Source organism: Vibrio sp. 1402, from assembly GCF_033340275.1.
The window spans coordinates 1-2,323 of the sequence record NZ_JAWOWE010000042.1 but is presented as its reverse complement, the minus strand read 5'-3'; the positions used below and the strand labels follow the sequence as shown (position 1 = coordinate 2,323).

The 2,323-nt window shown below is 44.2% G+C and carries 1 protein-coding gene and 1 tRNA gene; one reads left to right on the top strand and one right to left on the bottom strand.

Annotation, left to right across the window (positions count from 1 at the left end; all coding sequences use genetic code 11):
* The first annotated feature begins 561 nt into the window (after positions 1 to 561).
* Positions 562 to 1,998 carry an NAD-dependent succinate-semialdehyde dehydrogenase gene (locus tag R7044_RS23945; RefSeq protein ID WP_081107536.1) on the top strand — a complete coding sequence of 479 codons (1,437 nt, stop codon included), beginning with the start codon at positions 562 to 564 and terminating at the stop codon, positions 1,996 to 1,998.
* Positions 1,999 to 2,246: 248 nt separating this feature from the next.
* Here the strand turns inward: R7044_RS23945 and R7044_RS23940 are convergent.
* A tRNA-Asn gene (locus R7044_RS23940) sits at positions 2,247 to 2,322 on the bottom strand.
* Between the last annotated feature and the right edge of the window lies 1 nt (position 2,323).

The window sequence follows — 2,323 nt, the reverse complement described above, 5'->3', positions numbered from 1 at the left end:
AGTTGGTTAGAATACCGGCCTGTCACGCCGGGGGTCGCGGGTTCGAGTCCCGTCCACTCCGCCACTTATATTAAGCCCCAGTCGAAAGACTGGGGCTTTTTCGTTTGGTCGTGTCCCCTAGAAATGCATTTACACATTGAAGGCGAGACAATACGACTTTCTTTACCCTTTTGGCACATGAGTTTCTCAGGAAGATGAGCCTGCTGCCTGCACTTCCAATTACTCCGAGTTTGTATCCTGTCCTCGTTGAAAGATTGGTCATTTGAACAATGAGTCTTTATAACACTCGCCCTCAACCGTAATAGAATGAATAGTCTTCCTCACTGCGCGTTTTGTTAGCGTCTCTCTTAAACAATAATTTTCTACATCTTATTTCTCAAACATTCATTGCTTCCATGTTTAGAGCGGGACCGTCGTTGCGTGGATTACGCAATTTCCCGAAATATAGTGAGGAAGAGAGCTAAGTCTTCCGAAAATTAATGCCTTTTAGAAAACTTTGTTTTCTTTGCTGAACTTGCTAGTAGCGATTAACCTAAGAGGAGTTCTTGAGGAGTATGTTTGATGATGCAACAAATAAAAAATGAAACGCTGAAATCTGTATTTAAGCAATGGTCTTCCGAAGAGGGAATTGTGGTCATCAACCCTGCAACTGAGCAAGAGTTAATTCGGTTAAAGCCTAGTACTCTTGATGAGTTAGATGATCTCATTGGTCAGTGCAAAACGGAGCAAGTCCGTTGGGCTAAATTAAGTGCCAAAGAGCGCTCTCGTCGTTTGAGGGGGTGGTATCAACTACTTCTTGATAATGCAGAAGACATAGCCACGATTATTACCTTAGAGCAGGGTAAACCTTTAGCTGAGAGCAAAGGGGAAGTGATGTATGGTGCCTCTTTTGTCGAGTGGTTCTCAGAAGAAGCAAAACGTGCTTATGGCGAAGTTATTCCTGCCCCCACGACAGATAGACGTCTATCTGCAATTCGCCAGCCTGTGGGAGTATGCGCTGCAATTACACCTTGGAACTTCCCTATTGCGATGATTACAAGAAAAGCAGCACCAGCCCTAGCGGCAGGTTGTGGCATGTTGATCAAGCCATCAGAGCTTACCCCTCTCACTGCAATTGCTGTTGTTGAATTAGCTTATCAGGCTGGTATCCCTAAAGAACTGCTTTCTGTCGTGGTGTCGGAGCAGGCTGCTGAGTTTGGTCAAGTACTAAGTACTGATCCTAGGATTCAGAAGATCTCTTTTACGGGGTCTACGCGCGTTGGGAAAATTTTGATGAAGCAAGCCAGTGATTCAGTCAAGGCGGTGTCGATGGAGTTGGGTGGTAATGCGCCTTTCATCGTGTTTGAAGATGCAGACTTAGATGAGGCTGCGGAAGGGCTTGTCGCGTCGAAGTTCCGTAATGCGGGGCAAACATGTGTTTGTACCAATCGGCTATATGTTCATAAAAATGTAAAACAAGCTTTTATTGATAAAGTATTGTCGAAGTTAAGCAAATTAAAGCTTGGAAATGGTTTAGAGAAAGGTGTCACATTAGGTCCTGTTATTACGATGGCCTCTAAGCATCGACTAGAGGCGGCGATCGATCAAGCTGTACAAGAAGGAGCCTCTATTGCTAACTCTCCACAGAGACGGCCTGGTCGCTTTATGGAGCCCGTTCTTTTGGATAGTGTGACGCAGAATATGTCGATTGTTCAGCAAGAGCTATTCGGGCCTGTGTTGCCTATTGTTACCTTTGAAAATGATTATCAAGTTCTCGAAATGGCGAACGATACAGAATATGGTTTGGCTTGCTATTTCTATACGAATAGCTTGAAGCGTATTGTGACTTTTAGTGAAGGTTTAGAGTACGGCATGGTTGGAGTTAATGAAGGGATCATCTCTACTGAAGTGGCTCCATTTGGTGGAGTTAAAGAGTCGGGTGTTGGACGGGAAGGTGCTAAGCAAGGACTCGATGAATATCTGGAGACAAAGTATATTTGTCTTGGTGGTTTAAGCTGATTTCAGAGATGGCCGATTGAATTAAAAAGCTAGGTTTTTACCTAGCTTTTTTTTAGTTGAAAGGCATACCATTTGCCACGCGCGTTTGTGGTTAATATTTTCTGGTTACTTAGTGAGTCGATAGTTAGCTTGCGGTAAGCGGTTTTTAATAATCAAAGCGCTTATGTTATTTCGTTATGGGGTAGGAGAGAGCTTAGCTTTAAACTAATACAAAAAAGCCGCATCAAGTGATGCGGATTCTTCTAATATGGCTCCTCCTGCTGGGCTCGAACCAGCGACCTGCGGATTAACAGTCCGTCGCTCTACCAACTGAGCTAAGGAGGAA